Consider the following 21301-nt stretch of genomic DNA (forward strand, 5'->3'; position numbering starts at 1 on the left):
CGCAGGGATTTTTCATACGGGACATCCCTGTCCCGATGAAAAACGGCCCGCATCCATGCGGGCCGCCCTCCGGGTCTTCTGTGGCCTTCGCTAGTGCGAAGCTGCGCACAGCAACAGCAACAGCAACAGCAACAGTCATAAGCCAAAGCCAAGGCCAAGGCCAGGGATGGGATTCGACGCCGTCAAGGAAAGAACGTCGCCGCCCACGATTCGCGGTCGCGGCTCGCGCCGCTCCTACCCCAGCTGCGTCGCGGATCGCGCCTTCGATCAGGTCTTGGCCTTGACCTTCGGCTTGCTCGCCGCCGGCTTGTTCACCGGCGGTTTGTTCGCGGCAGGCTGGTTGGCCGACGCAGGATTGACCGCCGGTTTGTTCGCCGGCGATTTGCTCTCGGCGGCTTTCTTCGCGCCGCCCTTGGGCTTGTCGCGTACCCACACGGTCAGGTTGTCGCGCCGTATCTCGAACAGGCCCATCGCCTCGATCAGGTCGCTGAGTTTGCGGTAACCGTAATTGCGCGGATCGAACGAGGCCTGGTTGCCGATCTGCTGTCCGATCGTGGCCAACCGCGACCAGCCGTCGTCGCCGCCGGCGGCGTCGACCGCGCGCCGCAGCATCTGCACCAGACGCGTATCGCTGCGCAGGTCCTTGGCGCTGCGCACCGGCGTCGCCGCGCTGTCGTCGGGCGCACCGTCGACGCTGGCCGGCTGGGCCAGGGCCTCGACATAGGTGAACTTCGAGCAGGCGTTGACGAAGGGCTCCGGCGTCTTCTGCTCGCCAAAGCCATAGACCTTGGCGCCCTCGGTCAGCAGGCGCATCACCAGCGGGGTGAAATCGGCATCGCTGGAGACGATCGCGAAACCGTCGAGGTTGCGCGCATACAGCAAGTCCATCGCATCGATGACCATCGCCATGTCGGAGGCGTTCTTGCCCTTGCTGTAGGCGAACTGCTGCATCGGCCGGATCGCGTAGTCGTGCAGCACCGCTTCCCAGCTCTTGAGGTTCGGGCTCTTCCAGTCGCCGTAGGCGCGGCGGACGTTAGCGACGCCGTAACTCGCCACCTCGGTCAGGATCACGTCGATCTTCGCCGCCGGCGCGTTGTCCGCGTCGATCAGCAGCGCGATGCGTTTTTCCTCTGCGGCCATGCGATTCCCCTGCGGGCCGGTCCCGGCCCTGTCGCGGCCCAGCCTAGCGCAACCCCGCCGTCAGCGCCTCGGCGCCGTGCCGGCGCCGAAACGAGCGCCACGGTCATGACGCGCTAACCTCGATCAGTGAGAATGGCGGGGACCCTAACGACACGACATGACCCCCCCCATGACCAACCAGCTCGAACAACTGCGCGCACTCTCCGCCGTCGTCGCCGACACCGGCGACATCGAAGCCATCGCCCGCTTCCGTCCGCTCGATGCGACCACCAACCCCTCCTTGCTGCTCAAGGCCTCGGCCTTGCCGGCCTATGCGCCGCTGATCGAGGCCGCAGTCGCCGCGGCGCAAGGCGCCGACACCGCCGCGCGCGTCGGCGACGCCGGGCTGCGCCTGGCCGTCGCGATCGGAGGCGAAATCCTCAAGCTGATCCCCGGCCGCGTCTCCACCGAAGTCGATGCGCGCCTGAGCTTCGACACCGAAGCGACCCTGGCCCAGGCCCGCCGCATCGTCGAGTTGTACGACCAGGCCGGCATCGGCCGCGAGCGCCTGCTGATCAAGATCGCCTCGACCTGGGAAGGCATCCGCGCCGCCGAGCAACTCGAACGCGAAGGCATCCACTGCAACCTGACCCTGCTGTTCTCGTTCGCCCAGGCCGTGGCCTGCGCCGAGGCCGGCGTATACCTGATTTCGCCGTTCGTGGGCCGCATCCTCGACTGGCATCTCGCCAACGGCACGCCCAAGCCGGCCACGCCCGCCGACGACCCCGGCGTGCAGTCGGTCGCGCGCATCTGGCAGTACTACAAGCGCCACGACTACGCCACCGTGGTCATGGGCGCGAGCTTCCGCAACACCGGGCAAGTGCTCGCGCTCGCCGGTTGCGACCGCCTGACGATCTCGCCGGAGTTGCTCGGCGAACTCGAAGCCGGCCACGACACGGTCGCGCGCGCGCTCAACGACGACGGCCAACGCGCCGCGCCGAGCGCGAAGCTCGACGAGGCCGGGTTCCGCTGGCAGCACAACGAGGACGCGATGGCGACCGACAAGCTCGCCGACGGTATCCGCCGTTTCGCCGCCGACCAGCGCAAGCTCGAAGACCTGCTCACCCGCCATCTCAGCTGATCGAGGCTCCATCGTCATGAGCGACTCCCGCAAGCACGTCGTCATCGTCGGCGGCGGGTTCGGCGGTCTGTGGGCGACGCGCGCCCTGGCTTCGGCCGAGGTGCGCATTACCCTGATCGACCGTCGCAACCATCATCTGTTCCAGCCCCTGCTGTACCAGGTCGCGACCGCCGGCCTGTCGGCGCCGGACATCGCCGCGCCCTTGCGCCACATCCTGCGCAATCAGAAGAATGTCGAAGTGCGCCTGGGCGAAGTGACCGGCATCGCCGCCGACGCGCGCCAGGTGAGCCTCGCCGACGGCGACGTCATCGACTACGACTACCTGCTGCTCGCCAGCGGCGCGACCCATGCCTATTTCGGCCACGACGAATGGGCCGACGATGCGCCCGGCCTGAAGACCCTCGACGACGCCCTGCACATCCGCCGCCGCGTCCTGCTCGCCTTCGAACGCGCCGAAGCGGCCGAAACCGAGGAAGAACGCTCGGCCTGGCTGCACTTCGCCGTGGTCGGCGGCGGCCCGACCGGGGTCGAACTCGCCGGCACCCTCGCCGAGATTTCGCGCAAGACCCTGCGCCGCGAGTTCCGCCGCATCGACCCGGCACAGGCGCGCGTGCGTTTGATCGAAGCCGGCCCGCGCGTGCTGGCGAACTTTCCCGAGTCGCTGTCGGAAAAAGCCCGCGCGCAATTGCAGCGGCTTGGGGTCGAAGTCGCCACCGGCACCCCGGTCGCCGAGATCGACGCGCGCGGCTACCGACTCGGCACCGAGTTCGTGCCGGCGCGCACGGTGCTGTGGGCGGCCGGCGTCGCCGCTTCACCGCTCGGCGCCCTGCTCGCTGCGCCGCACGATCGCGCCGGGCGCGTGCTGGTCGAACCCGACCTCAGCGTGCCCGGGCATCCGGAGATCTTCGTCGCCGGCGATCTGGCCAGCGTCAAGCAAGCCAACGGCCAGCCCGTGCCCGGGGTCGCGCCGGGCGCCAAGCAGATGGGCGCCTACGTCGCGCGTGCGATACGCGCACGTCTCGATCGGCGCACGCTCGAACCTTTCCGTTACGTCGACTTCGGCAACCTCGCCACCATCGGCCGCCGCGCCGCGGTGGTCGACCTGCGCGGCTTCAAGTTCTCCGGCTTCGTCGCCTGGGTGTTCTGGCTCGCCGCGCACGTGTTCTTCCTGATCGGCTTCCGCAACCGGCTGATCGTGATGCTCAACTGGTCGTGGGCCTACTTCACCTACCAACGCCACGCCCGCATCATCTTCGGCACCGGCGAGCCTGCCCGCGCCGACACGCCGCCGCCATGAAGGCATGAAGGCGAGGCGGTGCGCACGCATCGCCTCGGCTGCAGCGGTAACGACGACGAAGGGCGCCTCGCGGCGCCCTTCGTGTTTACTGCGGACTCGGTGGCTGTCTGCAGGGACGCGTCAGACGCGATCGATCCGGCACATGAAGCAACCGGTACGGGCATTGTGCGCGTGCACTTCGGTCGTGTCCGGATCGTCGAGCAGCTCGGCCAGCACCGCATCGGCCTGGGCGCCATCGATCGCGCGCGCGCCGCGCATCCAGCCGTCGGCGTCGTAGGCGCGCAGCGACAGATGACGGGTGCGCAGGAACGGCGGCAGTGCGTCGTCGTACGAGGCCGCGGTGGCGCCCTCGCGCACGTAGATCGGGCCGCTGGAACGATAGGGGCCGTCGCAGGCGTGGTGCTCGAAGGTCAGCAACAACACCGAGTCGCCGGGCTTGGCGTCGGCCAGGCTGATCCGACAGGGGTAGCCGTTCGGCGAGTCGGCGACGATGCGGCGCATGCCGTGGGCACGCAGGCTGGCGTCGTCGAGCGCGCCGAGGGTGGCGAAGGGTTCCGGCGACAGGCCGGCGATGCGGTAGCGAGACATCGGGTAACTCCCTGGAAGACAGGGCCCCAAGTTAGATGCCGCGCGCGCGCGGCGATATCCGCTTCTTGCGCTGCGCGGTCGCGAACGCTGCGGCCGATTGCGGCGCCGCAAACGACGACGGCCCGGTTTCCCGGGCCGTCGTCGCTAAGCTTGCTGGTGGCCGATCAGGCGACGAACAGGCCGCGCATCTTCTTCAGGGCATTGGCTTCGATCTGGCGGATGCGCTCGGCGCTGACGCCGTACTCGTCGGCCAGTTCCTGCAAGGTGATCTTGCTGTCGGCATCGAGCCAGCGACGCTTGATGATGTCGCGCGAACGCGCATCCAGGCCGGCGAGGCCTTCGCGCAGCAGGCCGAGCTGGTTGTCTTCCTCGTCCTCGCGCTCGTACGACTGCGACGGATCTTCGTCGCTCGCGCGCAAGTACGCGGCCGGCGACGGCGGCGCATGATCGTCGTCCTCGTCCGAAGGCGCATCGAAACCGATGTCGCGGCCGGACAGGCGCGATTCCATTTCCAGCACTTCGCGCTCGGAGACGTTGAGGTCCTTGGCGACCAGGCGCACTTCCTCGGCGTTCATCCAGCCCAGGCGCGTCTTGCTCTTGCGCAGGTTGAAGAACAGCTTGCGCTGCGCCTTGGTCGTGGCGACCTTGACGATGCGCCAGTTCTTGAGGATGAACTCGTGCATCTCGGCGCGGATCCAATGGACCGCGAACGAGACCAGGCGCACGCCCTGGTCGGGGTCGAAACGCTTGACCGCCTTCATCAGGCCGATGTTGCCTTCCTGGATCAGGTCGCCGATCTGCAGACCGTAGCCGTTGTAGCCGCGGGCCACGTGGACGACGAAGCGCAGATGCGAGTGAACGAGTTCACGGGCCGCGTCGAGGTCTTCCCCTTCGCGGAAGCGGCGCGCCAGCGCCTGCTCGTTTTCCACGCTGAGCACCGGGATCTGGTGCACGGCGCCGATATACGCGTCCAGCGAACCGAGCGCGCTGGGCACAGGCAGGTTGTTGGCGACTAGAGCAGTGGATTGGGCGATAGAGGTCATGGGGGTCATCTTAGCAGTCGCGATATATGACTGCTAAAGGTGGGGAAAGTTCCACAGTGTTGCGGTACTGGAACGGGCGACCGGGCCTTGACCGGCCCGGGCGGCGGAGCGCCGGACCGATGAGACGGCGGCGCGGACATCAACATACCCTTTGCAATTAATAACTTATTAAAGCGAACCGACCGTCGGCGCCATTCAGCCTAGGGCCCGGGCGCTCGAATATCCGCCCGCGGCGCCTTCGGCCGCCTGAACCGGCGTGGCGAAACGCCACTATCGGCCTGATCCGGGCGCACGTTCCATCAGGACCGGGGTCCCAGATCGCAAAACCGGCGCCGGGTCGAGGGCGGCGACCGGGGCTTCGACCCCCGGTCCCGACGAAGGTTCACCCCGCAACCCTGCTCGCGCCCGCGACCGGCGCGCCACTACAGTGAGGCGACGCCGCCCGCCCCGGACTGCCCGTGATCCGAAGAACGACCCAGGAAGACGCCACCGGCTGCGGCCTGGCCTGCGTGGCGATGCTCGGCGGCATCGGCTATGCGCAGGCGCGGGTGCTGGCGCGCCGGCTCGGCGTCGGCCCGCACGACCGGGTCGTGGGCCGCGGCGACCAAGCGCGCACGGTGCGCAATGCCTATTTCAGCGATGCCAGGCAGCTGCGGCGCATGCTCAAACTGCTCGGTCTGCGCGCGGGGCCGGAACGCCGCCTGGCGCGATGGGAGGCGCTCGATCGCAGCGGCATCGCCGGCATCAATCCCAACCGCCGCGAGGGCAGCTGGCACTGGGTGGTCTATCTGCACTCGGACGAAGGCGGCTGCGTGCTCGACCCGAATCCGCGCGTGCGCAGCGAACGCAGGACCGACTTCGGCCGGATGAAGCCGCGCTGCTTCATCCCGGTGGCCCCCGCCTGAGCCGACGTCAGGCGCCGCCGAGTTCCTCCAGCGAGCGGCGGAAACGCTTCAGGGCCGGGGCGATCTCGTCGGTATCGATGACGCCGTAACCGAAGGTCAGCGCCGGCCGCTCCAAGGCGCCGATCGCATAGTCGCCGACCGACTGCGCACCGGGCAGGTGGCGCAGCATGCGGGTAAGGATCGCCGGCGCCAACCCGGGGTCGCGGATGCGCGCGGCCAGATGCAGCCCCGCTTCCGAGGGAATCGGCTCCAGCCACGGATGCAGTTCGCGGCGCAGGCCGTCGAGCAGAGCGTCGCGGCGCTCGCCGTAGATCGAACGCATGCGCCGCACGTGCCGGGCGAGATCACCGTCGCGGATGAAGGCAGCAAGCACCGACTGGGTGATCGTGTCGCAATGCGAATCGGCGCATTGCTTGACCGTGATCAGAGCGTCGCGCGCCCACGCCGGCGCGACCACGAAGCCTTTGCGCAGCGACGGGAACAGGCTCTTGGAGAAGGTGCCGACGTAGAACACCAAGGCGTCGCGATCCAGGGTCTGCAGCGCATCGAGCGGGCGCCCGCCGAAGCGGAATTCGCCGTCGTAGTCGTCTTCGATCACCACCGCATGATGCTGGCGGGCGAACTCCAGCAACGCCTTGCGCCGGCGCAGCGACAAGGCGACGCCGGTCGGCGATTGGTGCGAGGGGGTGACGCTGACGACGCGCACGTCCTCGGGCAGGCGATCCACGCACAAGCCTTCGTCGTCGACCGGCATCGGCACCAGGCGCGCGCCGGCCGCGGCGAAGGCCGCGCGCACCGGCGGATAGCCCGGCTCTTCGACCGCCACCTGGGTCACGCCCGGCGTCACCAGCAAACGCGCGAGCAGATCGAAAGCCTGCTGCGCGCCGGAAGTGACGATGACGTCGTCGGCCGCGCAGGCGACCGCACGCGCGAACGCGACGTGCTGGGCGATCGCTTCGCGCAGGGCCGGGATGCCTTCCGACGGCGGATAACTGAAATGGGTCTTCGACCATTCCCGCAGGCTCTGCGCGGACAGACGCCGCCAGACGTCGTGCGGGAAATGGCGATGGTCGGGAATGCCGAGGCGGAAGCAGCGTTCCGGCAGGCTGCGCGGCGGCGCGGGACGCATGAACGGCGTGCGCCACAGCGGGTTCAGGCGCGGGTCTTCCAGCCCCTGCTCCAGATGCGAGGGCGCGCGCCGTTCGCGACGTCCGGCGACGTCGGCCACCACGGTCTTCGCGCCCTTGCGCGGCAGCGCATAGCCTTCGGCGATCAGCAGGTCGTAGGCGGTGACGACAGTGTTGCGGGCGACGCCGAGTTCGTTGGCGACCTGGCGCGTCGCCGGCAGCGGCGCCCCGGCGGCGAGGCGGCCGTCGAGGATCGCCGAGCGCAGTTGGTGGTGCAGTTCCTGGGTCAGGGTGCCCTGGCCGCGGTCCGGCAGGGCGAGAGGAAACGGGAAAACTGGCCCCATGAAATATCACCGTTTTGGCTCATCCAGGGCGCCAGAGTACTCCTAAGCTGAGTCCATGGAAGCGGCACGACGCCGCCGCACCGCCCCTCCCAGACGAGCCCCTGCCGATGATCGACCTCTACTACAGCCCGACCCCCAACGGCCTGAAGCTGCGCCTGTTCCTGGAAGAGTCCGACCTGGCCCACCGGATCGTGCCGGTGCAGCTTTCGGCCGGCGAGCAGTTCGCCCCCGAATTCCTGGCGATCTCGCCGAACAACAAGATCCCGGCGATCGTCGACCACGCCCCGCGCGACGGCGGCGAGCCGGTGGCGGTGTTCGAGTCGGGCGCGATCTTGCTCTATCTCGCCGAGAAAACCGGCCTGCTGCTGCCCGAGGACGCCCGCGCCCGTCTCGAAGTCACCCAGTGGCTGTTCTGGCAGATGGCCGGGCTCGGCCCGATGGCCGGCCAGGCCGGTCACTTTCGCGTCTATGCGCCCGAGCCGCTGCCGTATGCGATCGAGCGCTACACCCAGGAAGTGAAGCGCCTGTACGCCGTGCTCGACCGCCGCCTCGCCGACCGCGCCTATCTCGGCGGCGACGCCTATTCGATCGCCGACATCGCTTGCTACCCGTGGATCGTGCCGCACGTCGGGCTCGGCCAGGACCTCGCCGCGACCCCGCACCTGCAGCGCTGGTTCCAGAGCATCGCCTCACGTCCGGCCACCCAGCGCGTCTACGCCGGCATCGACGACCCCTACACGAAGGCGCCGGTGCTGTCGGAGGAAGCGCGAAACGTCCTGTTCAACCAGGGCGCGACGAACGCGAAGTCCTGACTCGTCGCGCACCCGCACAGCCCACCTGCATGAGGCCTGTCATGTCCCTGCCGATCTGCGAAACCTGCGGCACCCAGTTCGCCCCTCATGCCGGCGTGCCGGCGCATTGCCCGATCTGCGAAGACGATCGCCAGTACGTCGGCTGGCAAGGCCAGACCTGGACCACCCACGAAGCGCTGGCGCAACGCTACACGCTGCGGCTCGAGGACGATGCCGGCGTGCTCGGCATCGGCCTGGCGCCGGCATTCGCGATCGACCAACGCGCGCTGTATCTGCAGACCGACGCCGGCAACATCCTGTGGGAATGCCTGGCCCTGGTCACCGACGAGGCCGTGGCCGAGCTGCGCGCGCGCGGCGGCGTCGACCTGATCGCGATCTCGCATCCGCATTTCTACGCCTCGATGGTCGAGTGGAGCGAAGCGCTCGGCGGCGTGCCGATCCTGATCCACGAAGCCGATCGCGCATGGGTGCAGCGCCCGTCCGAACGCATCCGCTACTGGAGCGGCGACGAACACAAACTCTCCGAGGACGTCACCCTGATCCGCTGCGGCGGCCACTTCCCCGGCAGCACAGCGCTGCACTGGAAGCGCGGCCCGCGCGACGGCGGCGCGCTGTTCCCGGGCGATGCGCTGCAGGTGGTGTTCGACCGCCGCCACGTGACCTTCATGTACAGCTATCCCAACTACATCCCGATGAAACCCAGCGATGTGCGGGCGATGCGCGAACGCGTCGCCGGCTACGCATTCGAGGACGTCTACGGCTACACCTGGGGCCGCAACATCATCGGCGGCGGCCGCCAGGCGGTCGACGACTCCTTCGATCGCTTCCTCGATGCGGTCGCCTGCTGAGCCGGCCGCGCCTGGCTGCCTTCCCTATCCTCCGAGGAATACCCGATGCCGCACGGACTCGATGCCCTGCACGATTATCTGCCCGCACGTTTCAGCACCAGCGCCGACCTGCCGTGGATTCCGTCCTCGACCCCGGGCAAGGCCGCCAAGCCGCTGCGCTTCCTCGCCGGCGACCAGGGCTTCGTCGAGCTGCTGCGCATGGACCCGGGCGTGGTCATGCCGCTGCACCGCCACACCGGCGAGATCCATGCCTACAACCTCAGCGGCAGCCGGCTGTTGTGCACCGGCGAGCTGATCGGCCCCGGCGACTATGTCTATGAGCCGCCGGGCAATACCGACTGGTGGAAGATCGTCGGCGACGAACCGATGATCGCCCTGGTCGTGGTCATGGGCGCGGTCGAATTCCTCGGCCCCGGCGGCGTGGTGCGGATGCGCGCTACCGCCGAGACCCAACGCGCCGAGTACGAGCAGTACTGCCGCGAGCACGGGCTGCCGCCGCGCGATCTGATGGAGCGATGACCGGCGCCGCCGGCGCTGCGCCGGCGAGCCTCGGCGGCCTCGGGGTTTCAGTCTTCGACGAAGGATTTAAGCCGCAGCAAGGCCTGGTCCCACTGCTGCGAGATCGCATCGAGCGAGCGCCGCGCCTCGTCCAATTGCGCGGGCTCGAACTCCCACAAACGTTCGCGCCCGGCCTTGAGGTCGCGCACCAGGCCGGCCTCGGCCAAGACCTGCAAATGCTTGGTCACCGCCTGGCGGCTGATGTCGGTGCCACCGGTGAGTTGCGCGATCGACATCGCACCGCCCGCGCACAAAGCCACGACCAGGCGCAGCCGCGTCTCGTCGCTGAGCGCGGCGAAGACCCGTGCCGATTTAGACAAAGCCGACTTGCGCAGGGCCGGCGTTTTCGACGCGGCCCTAGCCGACATAGCGTTCGATGTTCTTCATCTGCTCGTCCCAGCCGCCGCTGTTCATGCGGAAGGCTTCGTCGCGGCGCGAGGCCGGCACGCGGTCGAAACCGGACTCGACCACGCGCAACAAGGTGCCGCCGTCGACCTCTTCGAGAGTGAACTCGACCAGGGTCGGCGCTTCCTGCGAGTAGTCGACCTCGGCATCGACCGCATAGGGATGCCAATGGAAGGACAGCAGGCGTTCGGGCTCGACGCGCTGGACTTCGACCTGCATCAGCAGGTGCTCGTAGCCCGGATAGGTGATGTAGCCCTGGGTGGTCTGCCCGGGCACGAAGCGCTGGCCCTCGAGGCGGACGCCGAACCATTCGCCGAAGGACTCGGCGTCCGCCAAGGCCCGCCAGACCCGCGAGCGCGGCGCCTTCAGCAGGATCTGCTTCTCGATGCGATCGGTGGATGCGTTCATGGTCGTACCTCCGACCCGGAGGCTAGTCCCGCCCGCAACGAAATGCAACCATTTGGTTGCCTTACATCGCCACCGCGGCGATCAGGCCGCTCGCCGCCACCGGACCCGCGCCCGATTCAGGCCCCGAGCGAACCATCCTGCAGGGCGCGACACAGCTGCGCGGTGGCCTCGTCCATCGGGAAACAGCATTCCACGTGCAACTCGTCGATGGTGACGTCGCGCGGGGTGCCGAAGGTGGTGATGGTGGAGAAGAACCGCAGCTCGTGTTCGTCGCGGCGCAGGATCGTGGTGAGCAGCGGCGACGGCGCCGCATCGAACTGGCGCCGGCGCCAATGGCTCGGCACCCCGGGATAGGCCATGGCTTCGTCGAGCAAGGCGCGCGCCGCGCTGTCGCCGGGCGTGGCCGCGACGGCGGTATGCAAGTGACGGATCAGCTCGCCGGCCACCTCTTCCCAGTTGGCGACCGCCGGGCGCAGATCCTCGGGGTCGAAGAACTGCCGGATCATGTTGGCGTGGCGGTTCGGGCGACCGCGCATGACGAAGGCATTGGTGCGCACCGCAGCCTCGTTGGCCATCAACACGTCCCAGTGCCGGTTCAACAGGAACGCCGGATACGGCTCCTGCTGCTTGAGGATGAATTCGATCGCGCGCCGGATCTGGGCGAACTCGGGCGTCGCCAACGCGGTCTCGGGGTACTTCGGCGCGAAGCCGGCCGCGACCAGCAACGCATTGCGTTCGCGCAGCGGCATGTCGAGGGCGTCGGCGAGCTTGACGATCATCTCGCGGCTCGGCTGCGACTTGCCGGTCTCCACATAGCTCAGATGACGGGCCGATACGCCCGCGTCCAGGGCCAGGTCCAGTTGGCTCCAGCGCCGGACCGCGCGCCACTCGCGCAGCAGCGCGCCGACACTCTGGTTGCGCGGGCCGGTCTTCGGATTCGTAGCGAGGGCCATGTTCATGCGGCCATGATAGGAGCCGGCTTCAGTCAAAACCATGACCTCGCAGGTCATGCAAATTGCACCTGCGACGTCATTGCCGGCATGACTGCCGATCTCGATCATCGCCTCCCATCGAAACGCCCGTCCGGGCCTGGGAGACGACATGAACCGCAGAACCTTCATCCAACTCGGCGTCGGCGCAGCCAGCGTCGGCCTGCTCGGCGCTTGCGCCACCGGCCTGACCGGCGCCGGCGCCACCGCCGCCGATACCGCGCCGTGGAACGCGGCGGCGTTCCATGCCGCGCGCCGCTTCGTCGCGACCTCGTTCGGCGAGATCGCCTACGTCGAGCGCGGCCAGGGGCCGGCGGCCCTGTTCCTGCACGGCTTCCCGCTCAACAGCTTCCAGTGGCGCGGCGCGATGGCCTATCTGGCGCCGTACCGCCGTTGCATCGCCGCGGACTTCATGGGCCTGGGCTATACGCGGGTCGCCGCAGGCCAGAGCGTCGCGCCGGACGCGCAGGTCGACATGCTCGCGACCTTGCTCGACCGGCTCGGCATCGACAGCGTCGACCTGATCGCCAACGACAGCGGCGGCGCGGTCGCGCAGATGTTCCTGGTCAAGTATCCGCAGCGCGTGCGCAGCATGCTGCTGACCAACTGCGACGTCGAGAACGACAGCCCGCCGGCCGCGGTGGTGCCGGTGATCGAAGCCGCACGCCGCGGCCGCTTCGCCCTGGAAACGTTTCCGCCGCAACTGGCCGACCATGCCTTCGCCCGTTCGGAAAAGGGCATCGGCGTACAGTGCTTCACCTATCCCGATCATCCGAGCGACGAAGCGATCGAGACCTACTTCACCCCGCTGGTGAGCACGCCGCAACGCGTGCAGCTCACCGACGCCTATGCGATGGGGCTGGACCCGAACCCGCTCGCCGGCATCGAGGCGGCACTGAAGCGCTGCACGCAACCGGTGCGGATCGTCTGGGGCACCGGCGACACGATCTTCTCGCCGGCCAGCCCGCATTACCTGGACCGCTTGTTCCCGAAGTCGCGCGGCATCCGCTTCATCGAAGGCGCGAAACTGTTCTACCCGGAAGAGTTTCCGGAAGTGATCGCGCACGAAGCGCGCCAGCTCTGGGCGACGCTCTGATCGCAGCGAAATCTGCGTCGTATCCGTATGACGTTTGTCATCAATCGTGGCCGCGCCGGCGCGTTGCGACGACAACGATGAAGTTCATGCCTGGCCATCGCCAGGCTCGTGTCTCGACTACGACGGCGGCGCAATGCCGCCGTCGCGCGTATCGCAGCGGCCCTCGATGCGCCGTTGGTACGCTCTTGCGATCCGTCCATCGGTTTCGCCTTGTCTCTGCGTACAGCAACCGCCATTACGCTGTCGTGCAAGGTCGCCGCGCCATCGCGTCGCCGCTCACGCCGCCGTCCGCGCATCGCGCTTGCAACCCTGCGTACGATCGCGGCATCAATGTCAGCAAGCCCACTCACTGCGCCGCCTTCGATGCCCTCACCGCTGCGTTTCCGAAACGAACGTCATTCGCCCGGCCCGGTTGCGGACGCACGCGCCAGTCCGCCGCCGTGGCGTCCGCCGCGCGCGCCGCCCGACCCCGGCTTCGATACCCGGATGTGTTTATTTGTACGGTCCCGACGAGCACCACCCGCCGGCGCTACCATGCCGGCTCGCATGAGGTGGCCATGAATAAAGTCCTGCTGATAGAGGACGACGCCCGACTGGCCGGGCTGATATCCGAATACCTGCAACGCTACGACTTTCAAACCTCGGTGGTACTGCGCGGGGACCAGGCGCTGACCGCGATCGAGGACGATCCACCCGACGTCATCGTGCTCGACCTGATGCTGCCCGGCATGGACGGCTTCGACGTCTGTCGCCAGATCCGCAAGCAGTCGAGTCTGCCGATCGTGATGCTGACCGCGCGCGGCGATCTGTTCGATCAGGTCACCGGCCTGGAGGTCGGCGCCGACGACTACGTCCTCAAGCCGGTCGAGCCGCGGCTGTTGCTGGCGCGATTGCGCGCCATCCTGCGCCGCAGCCAGGCGCGGCCGCAACCCAACGGCTCCTCGATGCTGCTGTACGGTGGCCTGCAGATCGACATGACCGCGCGTCAGGTGCGCTGGAAAGGCCAGGAGATCGACCTCAAGACCGCCGACTACAACCTGTTCGTGATCCTGGCCCAGGCCGCCGGCCGCGTGCTCAATCGCGACGAGTTGCTGCGGCGCTGGCGCGGGATCGGCTTCGACGGCGTCGACCGCACCGTCGACGTCAGCATCTCGCGCCTGCGCCGGCATTTCGGCGACGACGCCAACGAGCCGCGCAAGATCAAGACCGTATGGGGCCGCGGTTACCTGTTCAGTCCGATCGCCTGGGAGGACTGAATGTTCGCGATGCTGGTGCGGCTGTATCTGACCGTGGCCGGCCTGCTGTTGTGCTCGATGCTGTTGGTGCAGCAAGCCTTTCCGTATCTGTTCCCGGACCAGTACTCGCAATCGGCGCGGCACGAGTTCAGCGGCGAGCTGGCGCTGCTGCGCGAGCACCTGCGCGGCATCGGCATCGGCGAATTGCCCGAGCGCATCGCCGCGCTCAACCGCAGCAACCCGGACCGCTACAGCGTGCTGTCGCCGGCGATGGCGCTGCGCCTGCCGTCGCGGGTGCTGGCCGAACTGGCCGCCACCGGCACCGCCAGCGACCACGTCAGCACCGAGCATCACCACGTCTATGTCCGCCTCGACCACGGCGACGTGGTCCAGATCAGCTACGACGAAAGCGATTTCCCGATCCGCTACATCGCCTATGCCACCGTATTCGCGATGGTGCTGGTCGGCCTGATGATCTGGCTGCAGCCGCATTGGCGCGACCTGGAGCAGTTGCGCGACGCCGCCGCGCGCTTCGGCGACGGCGACCTCAACGCCCGCGCACGACTCCCCGGCGGCTCGTCGATCCGCCAGCTGTGCGTCTACTTCAACAACATGGCCGACCAGATCGGCTGCCTGATCCAGTCGCAGCGCGACATGGTCAACGCCGCCTCGCACGAGCTGCGCACGCCGATCACCCGCCTGGAGTTCGGCCTGGCCAACCTCGGCGACACCCTCGACGACCGGGTGGCGCGTGCGCGCGTGCACGCCTTGCGCTGCGACGTCGAAGAACTCGACCTGCTGGTTGGCGAACTGTTGACCCTCGGCATGCTCGAACGCAGCGGCCCGATGCCGGCGTTGGAGCGCATCGACCTGTCCGCGTTCCTGCGCGCCTCGACCGGCGTGTCGGCCGAGGAGCTGCGCATCCGCACCACCCATATCGAATGGGCGCTCGCCCCGGCGCTGAAAGAGGTCGTGGTCGAGCCGCGCAGCCTCGGCCGCGCCTTCTCCAACCTCATGCGCAACGCCCTGCGCTATGCCGACGGCACCATCCGGGTCGGCGCCGAAGCGGTCGAGCACGGTTGGCAGTTGGTGGTCGAGGACGACGGCGTCGGCATCCCGCCGGAAGACCGCCTGCGCGTGTTCGAACCGTTCTATCGCCTCGACCGCAGCCGCGACCGCGCCACCGGCGGCTTCGGGCTGGGCCTCAGCATCGTGCGCCAAGTGATCGACCGCCACGGCGGCGAGGTCCACATCGAGAGCTCGCCGCTGGGCGGCGCGCGCTTCGTCATGCGCATTCCCTGGCACCAGCCCGGCGAGTGGCGCGGCCGCAACCGCCCCCCGCGCGAAGAGCCCGCGGCGGACGCCGGCCACCTCGAGCATTCGTTTCATCTGCAATGATCGGCACCGAAAGGATCGGCGCCGAGCGCTGACCCCTTTTTCCGGCGCAGTGCGTTAACCCATGCGCAGGCCGCCAATGACGGCGGCCGGGAAGGAACCGATATGCATATGGAAATGAATGCCCTCGACGACGTCGAGTCGCAGGTCCTCGACCTCGCCAACCAGGCCATCGGCCATCAGGCCGGCGGCGATTACCGCCAGGCCGCCCAGCACTGGGCGCAGGCCATCGCCTTGGCCGACACCGGCATGCACGACGACGAGATCCGCTACTGGCTGCGCAGCGGCATCGCCGACGCCCACTACCGGCTCGGCCAGGACGAAGCCTGCATCGCCGCGGCGCGCGAGGCGCGCGCCTGGTGCCGGCAGAACCAGGCGCCGCTGGCGGCCTTGCTGCTGGGTCAGGCGCTGTACCGCAGCGGACGCGTGCAGGCGGCGCTGGAAGCCCTCGACGAGGCGCGCGGCATGATCGGCGCGGAGTTCCTCGACGCGATCGACCACGCCCATCGCGACGCCATCGCCGAGCTCATGACCGCCCGCGCCGCCTGATCGCGAGGCTGCGCGGCGGGCTCAGAAGCGCGCCCACCATTGCACCGAGCGCTCGAAGTAACCGATCAGGGTCTGCACCAGGCGTTGCCGGTCCTGCGGCTCGCCGCAGGCAATGACCCGGTCGACCGCGCTGTGCATGGCGGTGAAGAAGATCACCGCGGTCAGGCGTGGGTCCGGCGCGGCCCAGACCCGCGCTGCGATGCCGCCTTCGAGCAACTCGACCAGTTGATCGACGACCGGGTTCTCCTGCATCGCATGGCGGTCGTGGGTGCGCAGGTCGTGGAAGACGACGTCGTGCAGCGCGACCTGGTCGAGATATCCTTCGACCGCGCTCTGCACCCAGGCGCGCAGGCGTGCCGGCCAATCGTTGGGCCGGCAGCGGTCCATGGCCTCGTGGAGACGGACGCGAAAGCCCTCGACGAAACGCTGCTGCAAGGCCAGCAGCACATGCTCGCGGCTGGCGAAGTGGTCGCGCAGCACGCGCAGTTCCAGGCCGGCGCCGGCGGCGATGTCGGCCAGGGCGACGCGCTCGGTGCCGCGCTCGACGAACAGGCGCGCGGCGACGTCCAGCAGCGCTTCGCGGGTCGGGGCGGCGGCCGCGGCGAAGGCGGGCTGGGGCAGAGCAAACGCTGACGGGGACGGCATCGACCGGCCTCAAATGAGAATGGCTCTCATCATATCCCAGGCCACGACGGCGCGGGCCGGCGAGACCGGCCATACCGCCTGACCGCATTCACCCGGGCGTCGCGATCCGAGCCGGCCGCGCGTCGCAGTTCGATCGTTCTGCATCGCTCGACGCGGCGGTCTGCGCGCCATGGATATTCGCTGGCGGAAAATTCGTTCGCTAAAGCGAAAATCGAAAGCGCCTCGATGCCGCGCGGCATCACAGGCGGATCGTGATTTCGAACCGCGTTGCGATACCGCGCGGATACCGATATTTCAGAGGCGCAAACGCGAAAAATCGCTGCGGCGAGAATATTCGCGCGATCTTGTCGCCTGTAGAAAAAGCTTCACATATTCGACTTGTGATCCGGCTCTCAACGGCGGCTTCGTAAATATTCGACTTGTGATCCGGCTCTCACCGATCTCGATGGACAGCGCCGGAGCGCTCAGGGATATTGAATCCGAAGCGGCAGCGAAGTGCGATGCGGATCGTCGCTGCCGCAGGCGAACCACATAAGAACTCAAGCCCGCCATCTGCGCGAATAGCGCAGCCAGCTGCTACGGACAGGGCTCAGCCCCGGCGCCAAGCGCCGCGGCGACGACGTAGTTTTATTTCGAAACAAACATGGAGAGGGGGCCACTCGTAACGACGAGCTGGCCGCGGGATCGCGCGCGAAAACAACGCGTCGTCGGGCATCGCGCCCGCCGGCCGCTGACGGCGTGCGGCCAACGGCCGCCTCAAAGGATGCGCGCCATGAATGAATCCCACTCCCCCGCCCTGCCCCTGACCACCGCCCAGCGCGGACTGTGGGTCGGGCAGAAGATCGCCTCGGCCGAAGCCTCCATGAACATCGCCGAAGCCGTGGAGATTTGCGGCCCGGTCGATACCGAGCTGTTCCTGCGTGCACTGCGCCAATTCACCCGCGAAGCCGATGCCACCCGCGTGCGCATCGTCGAACAAGGCGGCCTGCCGCGGCAGATCGTGCGCGAGGAATACGAAAGCGACTTCCCGTATTTCGACCTCAGCCTGGAAGCCGAACCGCGCGCGGCCGCGGAACGCTGGATGCAGGCCGAACTCGCCAAGCCGGTCGATTTCGTCCACGACCCGCTCTGGGTCAGCGCGCTGTTCAAGCTCGCCGACGACCGCTATTGCTGGTACCAGCGCGCCCATCACACGATCTACGACGGCTACAGCGGCGGCATGACCGTGCGCCGCATCAGCGAGTTGTACAGCGCCTACGTCGAAGGCCGCGAGCCCGAGCCCTGCGGCTACGGCTCGCTGGCGGCGCTGGTCGAAAGCGAAGCCGCCTATCGCGGTTCCGAACGTTTCCAGCGCGACCGCGCGTTCTGGCGCGAGCAACTGGCGGCCCTGCCCGAGGCGGTAACCTTGGCGCGTCGGCGCGTGCGCAACAACGGCGGCCTGCGCCGTGCGCGCGGCCTGCTCGACGACGCGGCGCGCACACGCCTGGTCGAGATCGCGCGCGACTGCGGGGTGAGCCTGCCGCAGGTGCTGATCGCGCTGATCGCCGCCTATTATCACCGCGCCACCGGCGCCCACGACCTGGTGTTCGGCATGCCGGTCACCGGCCGCGTCAATCACGCCCTGCGCAGCACCCCGGGCATGGTCGCCAACGTGGTCGCGATCCGTTTGGCGATGAGCCCGCAGACGACCATGCCGGAACTGTTCGCGCAGGTCTCGCGCGTGGTCAAGCAGGCGCTGCGCCACCAGCAGTATCGCTACGAAGACCTGCGCCGCGACCTCGGCCTGGTCAATCCCGACCAGCATCTGGCCTGGCTCGGCATCAACATCGAGCCCTTCGACTACGGCAGCTTCGGCGGCCATCGCGCGACCGGGCATAACCTGCACAACGGCTCGGCCGAAGACCTGACCGTGTTCGTTTACGACCGCGACGACGGCGAAGGCTTGAGCTTCGACCTCGATGCCAACCCGGCCCTGTACCCGGCCGCGGAGCTCGACGAACACCGGCGCCGCCTGATGCGGTTGATCGAATCGGTGTCGGCCGATCCGTCGCTGAGCCTCGGCGCCATCGACGTGCTCGGCGATCAAGAGCGCGAGCGCCTGCTGCTGGGCTGGAACGACACCGACGCACCGCTGCCGGACAGCACCGCGCTCGACCAGTTCGAGCAGCAGGCCGCGCGCACGCCCGATGCGGTCGCGGTGATCGCCGGCGACACCGTGCTGAGCTATCGCGAACTCGACCAGAGCAGCACCCGCCTGGCCCACCGCTTGATCGCGAAGGGCGTGCGCCCCGGCGACATCGTCGCCATCGCCCTGCCGCGCGACGAGGTGTTGATCACGGCCCTGATCGCGGTGTGGAAAGCCGGCGCGGCCTATCTGCCGCTGGACCCGGAAGCGCCGGCCGAGCGCATCGCCCTGACCCTCGACGACGCCGCACCGAGCCTGCTGCTGACCACCTCGAACTTCGCCGAGGCCTTCGCCGGCCGCGCGCTGCCGCTGCTGTTCGCCCACGAGCAGGACGAGGCCTACGAGATCGACGTCGACGCCGTCCTGCCGCGCGCGCGCTTCGACGCCACCGCCTACCTGATCTACACCTCGGGCTCGACCGGCCGGCCCAAGGGCGTGGAAGTCACTCAGCGCAATCTCGGCAACTTTCTGCTCGCGACCCAGCGCCTGTTCGCGCCGACCGCGGCCGATCGATTCTTGGCCCAGACCACGGTCGCCTTCGACATCGCCTGCTTCGAGCTGTTCCTGCCGCTCAGCGTCGGCGCGCGCATCGTCGTGACCACCGCCGAGGTGGTGCGCAATCCGCTCGCGCTGGCCCGCTTGATCGCCGAGCACGGCCTCAACTTCGTCCAGGCCACGCCGTCGCTGTGGCGCATGCTGTTGGCCAACCCCGAGCTGCGTCTGGACGGCGTGCACGCGTTGTCGACCGGCGAAGCCTTGCCGCCGGAACTCGCCCAGCGTCTGGTCGCCGCGGCCGCGCGGGTGACCAATCTGTACGGGCCGACCGAGACCACGGTGTGGGCCAGCGCGATCGAGATCACGGCGGCCGACCTCGCCGACGGTGCGCCGCCGCCGATCGGCAAGCCACTGGCGAACACCCGCGCCTACGTGCTCGACACCACGCTGAGTCCGGTGCCGACCGGCAGCGTCGGCGAGCTCTACATCGGCGGCGCCTGCGTCGCCAAGGGCTATCTGGGCCGCGACGAGCTCACCGCCGAGCGCTTCATCGCCGATCCTTTCGCCGCCCGCCGAGCCGATCCGCTCAGCGCCACCGATGCGCGCCTGTACCGCACCGGCGACCTCGCGCGCTGGCGCGACGACGGCGTCATCGAATACCTGGGCCGCGCCGATCAGCAGGTCAAGATCCGCGGCCACCGGGTCGAGCTCGGCGAAATCGAAACCCATCTCGGCGCCGAAGAAACCGTAGCCGAGGCCGCGGTCGCCCTGCACAGCGACACCGCGGGGCACGCGCTGCTTGCCGCCTATCTGGTGCCCGCGACCGGCCTGCGCCTCGACAGCGACGGCCTGCGCCGCCGTCTCGCCGCCAAGCTGCCCGACCACATGGTGCCGAGCGTCTACGTCGAATTGGCGGCGCTGCCGCTGACGCCGAGCGGCAAACTCGACCGCAAGGCGCTGGCGCCGCCGGAACGCAGCCGCCAGGCTGCCTACGCCGCGCCGCGCAGCGAGATCGAACGCAAGCTGGTGGCGCTGTGGCAGCGGATCTTCGGCCTCGAACGCGTCGGCATCCACGACAACTTCTTCGAGCTCGGCGGCGATTCGCTGACCGCCGCCGAACTGGTCGCCGCCTTCCCGCAGCATTTCGGCAGCGAGCTGTCGCTCGGCGCCCTGTTCGAGGGCTCGACCATCGCCGGCCTAGCCGCGTATCTGGAACGCAGCGGCGGCGAGAACGATCCGCTCGGCGCGTTGCTGTCGCTGCGCCTGTCCGACCGCGAACGGCCGCTGTTCTGCATCCACCCGGTGACCGGCTTCAGCTGGTCCTACGCCGGCATGCTGCGCCACCTCGACGAGACCCTGCCGGTGTACGCCCTGCAGTCGCGCGGCCTGCGCGGCGGCGGCGCCCTGCCCGGCAGCATCGAGGAGATCGCCGCCGACTACATCGCGCAGATGCGCCGGATCCAGCCGCAGGGGCCGTACCGCCTGCTCGGCTGGTCGCTCGGCGGCCTGATCGGGCATGCCATCGCCGCGCAGTTGCAGCAGGTAGGCGAACGCATCGAACTGCTGGCGATGATGGATTCGTATCCGTTCGTGGCCGATGCCCACGACGCCCAGAGCGAAGCCCAACAGGCCGTGGCCGTGCTCAAGTTCCTCGGCTTCCACCACCGCACCCGCGACAACCCGCCGCAGGACATGCGCAGCTTGGCCGACTTGTTGTGCCGCGAGTACGAGGTGTTCTCGATTCCGCTGGTGCAGGAAATCATGAAGGCCGACGCGCGCCTGATCGAGAACGTCACCGCGGTGACCCGCAACAACCTGATGCTGGCGCGGCGCTACCGGCCGGCGCCGATCGAGACCGACGTGGTGTTCTTCAACGCCGGCCTCAAGGAGCACGTCGACCTGGACGGCCTGCTGCATTACCACGCCGCGGCCTGGCAGCCCTTCATCGGCGGGCGCATCGAGATCCACGACGTCGACTGCCATCACCAGTCGATGCTCGAGCCGCGCGCGGCCGCCCACATCGGCCGCGTGCTGCGCGAGCGGCTGGACTCGCGGCCGCTGCCTTCCCCGCCATCGACGCCGGCCGCGCTCGCGGTCGCGTACTCGTAAGGAGACGC

General features: G+C 68.6%; 19 protein-coding genes. 11 read left to right on the forward strand and 8 right to left on the reverse strand.

What is annotated here, in order from left to right; genetic code table 11:
* Window positions 1-267: 267 nt before the first annotated feature.
* Window positions 268-1140, reverse strand: a complete 873-nt coding sequence (locus tag ACTJJK_RS09305; RefSeq protein ID WP_223621314.1) for an NYN domain-containing protein — start codon at window positions 1138-1140, stop codon at window positions 268-270.
* Window positions 1141-1297: 157 nt separating this feature from the next.
* Here ACTJJK_RS09305 and tal point away from each other — a divergent pair, with 157 nt between their 5' ends.
* The gene (gene tal / locus ACTJJK_RS09310) at window positions 1298-2260 is read left to right on the forward strand and encodes a transaldolase (protein WP_440730042.1); all 963 of its coding nucleotides are present in this window, start codon (window positions 1298-1300) and stop codon (window positions 2258-2260) included.
* Window positions 2261-2276: 16 nt separating this feature from the next.
* Window positions 2277-3557 carry an NAD(P)/FAD-dependent oxidoreductase gene (locus tag ACTJJK_RS09315; RefSeq protein WP_223621316.1) on the forward strand — a complete coding sequence of 427 codons (1281 nt, stop codon included), beginning with the start codon at window positions 2277-2279 and terminating at the stop codon, window positions 3555-3557.
* A 120-nt stretch (window positions 3558-3677) separates the two neighbouring features.
* Here the strand turns inward: ACTJJK_RS09315 and ACTJJK_RS09320 are convergent, their stop codons facing one another.
* Window positions 3678-4145: a DUF1203 domain-containing protein gene (locus ACTJJK_RS09320; RefSeq protein WP_223621317.1), complete on the reverse strand. Its 468-nt coding sequence runs from the start codon at window positions 4143-4145 to the stop codon at window positions 3678-3680.
* 164 nt (window positions 4146-4309) lie between these two features.
* Window positions 4310-5188: an RNA polymerase sigma factor RpoH gene (gene rpoH, locus ACTJJK_RS09325; RefSeq protein ID WP_031373242.1), complete on the reverse strand. Its 879-nt coding sequence runs from the start codon at window positions 5186-5188 to the stop codon at window positions 4310-4312.
* Between the two features lie 458 nt (window positions 5189-5646).
* Here rpoH and ACTJJK_RS09330 point away from each other — a divergent pair, with 458 nt between their 5' ends.
* A complete protein-coding gene (locus ACTJJK_RS09330) occupies window positions 5647-6093 on the forward strand; it encodes a hypothetical protein (protein ID WP_440730043.1) in 447 nt (148 codons plus the stop codon).
* A 7-nt stretch (window positions 6094-6100) separates the two neighbouring features.
* Here the strand turns inward: ACTJJK_RS09330 and pdxR are convergent, their stop codons facing one another.
* Window positions 6101-7564, reverse strand: coding sequence for a MocR-like pyridoxine biosynthesis transcription factor PdxR (pdxR, locus tag ACTJJK_RS09335; RefSeq protein WP_440730044.1), 1464 nt, complete (start codon window positions 7562-7564; stop codon window positions 6101-6103).
* A 107-nt stretch (window positions 7565-7671) separates the two neighbouring features.
* Between pdxR and ACTJJK_RS09340 the strand changes: the two genes are divergently transcribed.
* Genes ACTJJK_RS09340 through ACTJJK_RS09350 form a run of 3 tightly spaced genes read left to right on the forward strand, consistent with a single transcriptional unit; the run spans window position 7672 to window position 9743 of the window.
* Complete coding sequence (locus tag ACTJJK_RS09340) at window positions 7672-8376, forward strand: glutathione binding-like protein (RefSeq protein ID WP_440730045.1); 705 nt, start codon at window positions 7672-7674, stop codon at window positions 8374-8376.
* Window positions 8377-8417: 41 nt separating this feature from the next.
* Complete coding sequence (locus ACTJJK_RS09345) at window positions 8418-9224, forward strand: MBL fold metallo-hydrolase (RefSeq protein ID WP_440730046.1); 807 nt, start codon at window positions 8418-8420, stop codon at window positions 9222-9224.
* A 45-nt stretch (window positions 9225-9269) separates the two neighbouring features.
* Window positions 9270-9743, forward strand: a complete 474-nt coding sequence (locus tag ACTJJK_RS09350; RefSeq protein ID WP_081931146.1) for a cupin domain-containing protein — start codon at window positions 9270-9272, stop codon at window positions 9741-9743.
* A gap of 47 nt (window positions 9744-9790) precedes the next feature.
* Here the strand turns inward: ACTJJK_RS09350 and ACTJJK_RS09355 are convergent, their stop codons facing one another.
* The 3 genes from ACTJJK_RS09355 to ACTJJK_RS09365 all read right to left on the reverse strand — a co-directional run bounded on the left by ACTJJK_RS09355 (window position 9791) and on the right by ACTJJK_RS09365 (window position 11554).
* The gene (locus ACTJJK_RS09355) at window positions 9791-10102 is read right to left on the reverse strand and encodes an ArsR/SmtB family transcription factor (protein WP_440730047.1); all 312 of its coding nucleotides are present in this window, start codon (window positions 10100-10102) and stop codon (window positions 9791-9793) included.
* 37 nt (window positions 10103-10139) lie between these two features.
* Entirely contained in the window at window positions 10140-10595 is a 456-nt protein-coding gene (locus ACTJJK_RS09360; protein WP_223621323.1) for an SRPBCC family protein, read from the reverse strand.
* A gap of 116 nt (window positions 10596-10711) precedes the next feature.
* Window positions 10712-11554 carry a helix-turn-helix domain-containing protein gene (locus tag ACTJJK_RS09365; RefSeq protein ID WP_440730048.1) on the reverse strand — a complete coding sequence of 281 codons (843 nt, stop codon included), beginning with the start codon at window positions 11552-11554 and terminating at the stop codon, window positions 10712-10714.
* 142 nt (window positions 11555-11696) lie between these two features.
* Here ACTJJK_RS09365 and ACTJJK_RS09370 point away from each other — a divergent pair, with 142 nt between their 5' ends.
* From ACTJJK_RS09370 to ACTJJK_RS09385, 4 genes are all read left to right on the forward strand, one after another.
* Window positions 11697-12680: an alpha/beta fold hydrolase gene (locus ACTJJK_RS09370; protein ID WP_031373251.1), complete on the forward strand. Its 984-nt coding sequence runs from the start codon at window positions 11697-11699 to the stop codon at window positions 12678-12680.
* Between the two features lie 557 nt (window positions 12681-13237).
* Window positions 13238-13936, forward strand: a complete 699-nt coding sequence (locus tag ACTJJK_RS09375; RefSeq protein WP_031373252.1) for a response regulator — start codon at window positions 13238-13240, stop codon at window positions 13934-13936.
* On the forward strand, window positions 13937-15313 hold the full coding sequence (locus ACTJJK_RS09380) for an ATP-binding protein (protein ID WP_440730049.1): 1377 nt from the start codon (window positions 13937-13939) through the stop codon (window positions 15311-15313).
* A 102-nt stretch (window positions 15314-15415) separates the two neighbouring features.
* A complete protein-coding gene (locus tag ACTJJK_RS09385; protein WP_152566331.1) occupies window positions 15416-15859 on the forward strand; it encodes a hypothetical protein in 444 nt (147 codons plus the stop codon).
* Between the two features lie 21 nt (window positions 15860-15880).
* Here the strand turns inward: ACTJJK_RS09385 and ACTJJK_RS09390 are convergent, their stop codons facing one another.
* Window positions 15881-16504 carry a TetR/AcrR family transcriptional regulator gene (locus ACTJJK_RS09390; RefSeq protein ID WP_051885249.1) on the reverse strand — a complete coding sequence of 208 codons (624 nt, stop codon included), beginning with the start codon at window positions 16502-16504 and terminating at the stop codon, window positions 15881-15883.
* A gap of 772 nt (window positions 16505-17276) precedes the next feature.
* Here ACTJJK_RS09390 and ACTJJK_RS09395 point away from each other — a divergent pair.
* A complete protein-coding gene (locus tag ACTJJK_RS09395; protein ID WP_440730050.1) occupies window positions 17277-21293 on the forward strand; it encodes an amino acid adenylation domain-containing protein in 4017 nt (1338 codons plus the stop codon).
* The last annotated feature ends 8 nt before the right edge of the window (window positions 21294-21301 follow it).

Origin of the sequence: Lysobacter sp. 22409, assembly GCF_052045105.1 — a bacterium.
In the GTDB taxonomy this organism is placed as follows: Bacteria; Pseudomonadota; Gammaproteobacteria; order Xanthomonadales; family Xanthomonadaceae; genus Lysobacter; species Lysobacter antibioticus_B.

Excerpts from the sequence above, each read along its gene's own strand:
- ACTJJK_RS09305 (WP_223621314.1), bottom strand. The coding sequence starts at position 1,140 with ATGGCCGCAGAGGAAAAACGCATCGCGCTGCTGATCGACGCGGACAAC.
- tal (WP_440730042.1), top strand. The coding sequence starts at position 1,298 with ATGACCCCCCCCATGACCAACCAGCTCGAACAACTGCGCGCACTCTCC.
- ACTJJK_RS09315 (WP_223621316.1), top strand. The coding sequence starts at position 2,277 with ATGAGCGACTCCCGCAAGCACGTCGTCATCGTCGGCGGCGGGTTCGGC.
- ACTJJK_RS09320 (WP_223621317.1), bottom strand. The coding sequence starts at position 4,145 with ATGTCTCGCTACCGCATCGCCGGCCTGTCGCCGGAACCCTTCGCCACC.
- rpoH (WP_031373242.1), bottom strand. The coding sequence starts at position 5,188 with ATGACCTCTATCGCCCAATCCACTGCTCTAGTCGCCAACAACCTGCCT.
- pdxR (WP_440730044.1), bottom strand. The coding sequence starts at position 7,564 with ATGGGGCCAGTTTTCCCGTTTCCTCTCGCCCTGCCGGACCGCGGCCAG.
- ACTJJK_RS09340 (WP_440730045.1), top strand. The coding sequence starts at position 7,672 with ATGATCGACCTCTACTACAGCCCGACCCCCAACGGCCTGAAGCTGCGC.
- ACTJJK_RS09345 (WP_440730046.1), top strand. The coding sequence starts at position 8,418 with ATGTCCCTGCCGATCTGCGAAACCTGCGGCACCCAGTTCGCCCCTCAT.
- ACTJJK_RS09350 (WP_081931146.1), top strand. The coding sequence starts at position 9,270 with ATGCCGCACGGACTCGATGCCCTGCACGATTATCTGCCCGCACGTTTC.
- ACTJJK_RS09360 (WP_223621323.1), bottom strand. The coding sequence starts at position 10,595 with ATGAACGCATCCACCGATCGCATCGAGAAGCAGATCCTGCTGAAGGCG.
- ACTJJK_RS09365 (WP_440730048.1), bottom strand. The coding sequence starts at position 11,554 with ATGAACATGGCCCTCGCTACGAATCCGAAGACCGGCCCGCGCAACCAG.
- ACTJJK_RS09370 (WP_031373251.1), top strand. The coding sequence starts at position 11,697 with ATGAACCGCAGAACCTTCATCCAACTCGGCGTCGGCGCAGCCAGCGTC.
- ACTJJK_RS09375 (WP_031373252.1), top strand. The coding sequence starts at position 13,238 with ATGAATAAAGTCCTGCTGATAGAGGACGACGCCCGACTGGCCGGGCTG.
- ACTJJK_RS09380 (WP_440730049.1), top strand. The coding sequence starts at position 13,937 with ATGTTCGCGATGCTGGTGCGGCTGTATCTGACCGTGGCCGGCCTGCTG.
- ACTJJK_RS09385 (WP_152566331.1), top strand. The coding sequence starts at position 15,416 with ATGCATATGGAAATGAATGCCCTCGACGACGTCGAGTCGCAGGTCCTC.
- ACTJJK_RS09390 (WP_051885249.1), bottom strand. The coding sequence starts at position 16,504 with ATGCCGTCCCCGTCAGCGTTTGCTCTGCCCCAGCCCGCCTTCGCCGCG.
- ACTJJK_RS09395 (WP_440730050.1), top strand. The coding sequence starts at position 17,277 with ATGAATGAATCCCACTCCCCCGCCCTGCCCCTGACCACCGCCCAGCGC.